Genomic DNA, 4,239 nt, shown 5'->3' on the forward strand with positions numbered 1-4,239 from the left:
ATTTGAACGAGAAGATTCAAGGGGGACAACCGGCTACGGCTGCTTCATCGTCCGCCAAGAGCGGTGACAAGCCCAGCAGCGGGTGTCCTTTTTCAGCGATGGTGGCAGAGATGGGGCTCACTTCGGGCGGGAAACCAGCCAACGGCGGCACGGCGGACTCGGAGTTTACCTGGTCTCCCGATGCGAAGGAAAAGCTGGACCGGCTTCCTGCCTTTGTCAAGCCGATGGTACAGAGCAGTGTCGAAGCATATGCGCGGAAGCAGGGATACAAGACGATCACGTTGCAGGTCATGGATGACTCGAAGAACGATTCTCCCAACGGCATCGCGTGGACCCGCGAAGCCGAGCAGCGGCTCGATAACATTCCCGACTTCATCCGTCCCATGGCTCGCAAGGAAATCGAGCGCCTGGCCAAGGAACGCGGCGTCGCAACCATTACCGCTCAGGTCATGGACGATGCCAAAGACAAGTTTATGAAGTTCATGTAGCGAACGAACAACAACTCCATAGGAATCAAAGGCCCATTCGACTTTTCGAATGGGCCTTTCAATTCCTAAGAGACTGCCATGAGAAATGTAAACATTGATCTCTGCCGCTGGGTCTTTGTAACAGGACTCATCGTTTTGTTAACGACTGGTTTACCATCACTCGTTCACGCCCAATTATCACATGAACGTGATGAGCAGGTGGCTAGCCTCGCGGCGCCCTCCCAAAGTCACCATCATGGCGACCATGAAGCGGCATCATCCGGGTGGGAAGGCTCGGAAGAAGGCATTGCCTATTCGGAACGGAATCACCATATTGCGGGTTGGTTTGTCATACTGATGGGCTTAGCAGAGTTGAGTTATGCCCTTCGCCTTCCCTCAATCGTATGGGCTAGATTCCTCTTGCCTGCCGCCATGATCTTCACGGGAGTGTTTCTCATGGTCTGGAGCGACCATGAAGCTTGGCCGATCGGGTCACTCGGGTTTTCAGAAACATTCTTCGGACAGGACCACGAAATCGTCCAACACAAGATATATGGTCTCCTGGCCCTGGCGGTCGGCAGCATCGAACTCTTCAGAAGACTCGGCCGGATAGGCAATTGGGCATGGGCGACACCACTTCCGCTGATGGCGATCGTCGGAGGGCTTATGCTTTTTGACCACTCACACGGAGTCCATCCTGCGGCTGATAGGATCACTCTGCACCATACCATCATGGGCGTACTCGCCATCACGGCCGGCTCCTCGAAGCTCTGGGCCGGTTTTTCCAACTCCCAGACAGCCAATAAGGCGTCAAGGGCGGAACTTGTCTGGGTCGGATTACTCCTCTTGATCGGCGGGCAATTGCTCGTCTATTCGGAGTAGGGTCTTCTCCGAAGGGGCCGGCCATCCGTAATTGACACCCTTCCAAACCCTATGCTACGAGTACAAACTCCATGCGATGAGCTTGGAAGTTGGTATTCAGGCCGGCCTTTGCCAGGTCGGCGGGTGTATAGAGGGGTAACCAATGGGTGGACATAGTCACTGGGCGACGATCAAGCGACATAAATCGGCCCAGGATGCCAAACGCGGCAAAATTTTCACGAGAATTATCCGGGAATTGACGATTGCTGCCCGTTCCGGCGGCGACCCTGATGGGAATCCCCGCTTGCGGTTGGCAATCGCCAAGGCCAAGGAAGCCAACATGCCCGGCGACACGATGAAGAAGGCGATTCAGCGCGGGACGGGCGAGCTGCCCGGTGTGTCGTATGAAGAATTTACCTTGGAAGGATACGGGCCAGGGGGGACGGCTCTCCTGTTGGAAATTACGAGCGACAACCGCAATAGAACCGTGGCTGAAATACGTAGCCTCTTCACCAAAAACAACGGCAACATGGCTGAAGCCGGCGCCGTGGCCTGGCAATTCCAAAAGAAGGGCCTTCTGACGATTGATAAGGGAGCGGTCGAGGAGGACGATCTGCTGTCGCTCGCTCTCGAAGCGGGTGCGGAGGATGTGAAGGTGAACGACAAGGACTTTGAAGTGGTCACCAACCCTCAAGATTTTGAAGCGGTCAAAAAAGCGCTTGCCGATGCGAATATCACCACGACCCTTGCGGAACTTACGTTTCTGCCCCAAAACACGATCCGATTGGACGAAAAGGCAGCGGAGCAAATGCTCAAGCTCATGGAAATTCTGGACGAGCACGACGATGTCCAGAAGGTGCACGCCAATTTCGATATTCCAGACGACGTAATGGAGAAAGTGGCCGCGGCTGCGGCCGGATAAGACGAGATCTCTTCCGCCTCAAGCCTGGAGCCTCGCACAACCGACGCATGATCGCCCTACTGACAGGCCGATTGGCCTTCAAGGCGCCGACTCATCTGGCTCTTGATGTTCAAGGGGTCGGATACGAAGTCTTTATTCCTCTCAGTACCTATTACAGTCTCCCCAACATCGACGAACTCACCACGCTCAGCATTCACACCCATGTCCGCGAAGATGCCATCCAGCTCTTTGGTTTTCTCACGCGCCAGGAAAAGGACGCCTTTCTCCTCCTGACGGCGGTTTCCGGTATCGGACCAAAATCCGCCTTGGGTATCCTCTCCGCCCTTCCCGTGCTCGATTTGGTGTCCGCCGTACAGTCCGGGGATGTCGAGAAATTGGAATCGGTTCCCGGCATCGGGAAGAAAACCGCCGGTCGAATCGTCCTTGAGTTGAAAGAAAAGGTCATCAGGCTCCACCCGGGCTCGAGCCATGTGACCGAGACAAAATCCGGCGGGCAGGAGGCGACAGTAGACGATGCACTATCCGCGCTTACGAATTTAGGGTATCGTGCGCAAGATGCCAAAGAAGCCTTGAAACGGGTCGTACAGGCCAAGCCGGGATCCGTGACTCTTCAAGAACTGATACGCGAATCATTGAAACAACTCGCGAGGGGGTAGCTAATGATAGTGAACGCTCGGCGGTCCGTTTCCCTGTGTGCTGTGCTGACGGCGACGATCGTCCTTACGCCTATCGTGAGCGTGGCCGAAGAGGCCCCAGCGGGACCCAAAAGCATTGGCAAGACCTGCGGCAAATGTCCGGAAGGCTATGCCACGACCGGGGTGACTGAGGCGCCGGGCATCTGCAAAGACGGAGATCCGACGTTGGTCCAATGTGTGCCGTTAGGGGCGAATCTGTTGGCAGTCTGCGGCTCCTGCCCCGAAGGCTATCGCGAGATCGGGAGTTCCTCCGTCCCGGCCCGTTGCGGGAATCAGGAGGGAGGCCGGCTCTCGCAATGCCAATTAGAAACGATGGAGTTGAACCTCCCGGATCCGAGTCAAGGAGGAAAGACCTGTCCGCCCGATTGCGGGAGCACGCCGACTCCGGGGCAAGGAGCCTTGCCTTCTCCGCCGAGGTACATTCCCCCGGCTGACGAGAAATAGGCCGAGCTCGATAGGAACACCAAATGAGCAATCGAATCGTCAACGCACAACTCACCGACGACGAGCGGACTATCGAGCAGGCACTGCGCCCGCAGACACTCGACGACTATATTGGCCAGGTGAGGATGAAGGAGTCGCTGCGGATCTGCATCGAAGCCGCGAAACAGCGTGGGGAAACCCTCGATCACACAATCTTCTACGGCCCTCCTGGCCTGGGCAAAACGACGATCGCCCATATCATCGCACGCGAAATGGGCGGGACATTGCGCGCGACATCAGGCCTCGTCTTGGCGCATGCCGGGGACCTCGCGTCCATCTTAACGAACCTCGAAGAACATGACGTGCTATTCATCGACGAAATCCATCGCCTGCCCGCGTCGGTCGAAGAGGCGCTCTATCCGGCGATGGAGGATTACCAGCTGGACCTCGTCGTGGGCCAGGGGCCTGCGGCTAGAACAGTCAAACTCGATTTGCCCCGCTTCACCCTCGTGGGCGCGACGACCAAAGCGGGCGCCCTGACCTCGCCGCTGCGCGATCGATTCGGCCTCGTGCACCGTTTGGAATTCTATTCACCCGCCGAACTGCAGGTCATTGTGACGCGGTCCGCCGGGCTGCTGGAAATTCCCATCGAACCGGCTGGAGCGGAAGAGATCGCTCGTCGCGCCCGAGGAACCCCTCGCATCGTCAATCGACTGGTAAAGAGGGTCCGCGATTACGCGCAGGTGAAAGCTGAAGGCCGTATCACGCAATCCGTTGCTGAAGAGGCGCTTGCGTGGCTTGGCGTGGATTCAGCGGGATTCGACGAGATGGATCGGAAAATTCTGCTGACGATCATCGAGAAGTTCGGGGG

General features: G+C 57.0%; 6 protein-coding genes. All 6 read left to right on the forward strand.

The annotated features are described in order from the left end of the window. Positions 1–488: PCP reductase family protein (locus ACWVCN_RS07360; protein WP_455244915.1), on the forward strand; the 488-nt coding region annotated here is incomplete at its 5' end. 78 nt (positions 489–566) lie between these two features. Beyond that, complete coding sequence (locus tag ACWVCN_RS07365; protein WP_455244916.1) at positions 567–1,349, forward strand: hypothetical protein; 783 nt, start codon at positions 567–569, stop codon at positions 1,347–1,349. Between the two features lie 142 nt (positions 1,350–1,491). Next, positions 1,492–2,250 (forward strand): YebC/PmpR family DNA-binding transcriptional regulator, encoded by a 759-nt coding sequence (locus ACWVCN_RS07370; protein WP_455244917.1) that lies wholly within the window; start codon positions 1,492–1,494, stop codon positions 2,248–2,250. A gap of 47 nt (positions 2,251–2,297) precedes the next feature. Next, entirely contained in the window at positions 2,298–2,906 is a 609-nt protein-coding gene (ruvA, locus tag ACWVCN_RS07375; protein WP_455244918.1) for a Holliday junction branch migration protein RuvA, read from the forward strand. A gap of 3 nt (positions 2,907–2,909) precedes the next feature. Beyond that, complete coding sequence (locus ACWVCN_RS07380; protein WP_455244919.1) at positions 2,910–3,389, forward strand: hypothetical protein; 480 nt, start codon at positions 2,910–2,912, stop codon at positions 3,387–3,389. Positions 3,390–3,412: 23 nt separating this feature from the next. Beyond that, on the forward strand, positions 3,413–4,239 hold an 827-nt coding region (gene ruvB / locus ACWVCN_RS07385), incomplete at its 3' end, for a Holliday junction branch migration DNA helicase RuvB (RefSeq protein ID WP_455244920.1).

The organism is Petrachloros mirabilis, assembly GCF_975968855.1.

Excerpts from the sequence above, each read along its gene's own strand:
- ACWVCN_RS07365 (WP_455244916.1), top strand. The coding sequence starts at position 567 with ATGAGAAATGTAAACATTGATCTCTGCCGCTGGGTCTTTGTAACAGGA.
- ACWVCN_RS07370 (WP_455244917.1), top strand. The coding sequence starts at position 1,492 with ATGGGTGGACATAGTCACTGGGCGACGATCAAGCGACATAAATCGGCC.
- ruvA (WP_455244918.1), top strand. The coding sequence starts at position 2,298 with ATGATCGCCCTACTGACAGGCCGATTGGCCTTCAAGGCGCCGACTCAT.
- ACWVCN_RS07380 (WP_455244919.1), top strand. The coding sequence starts at position 2,910 with ATGATAGTGAACGCTCGGCGGTCCGTTTCCCTGTGTGCTGTGCTGACG.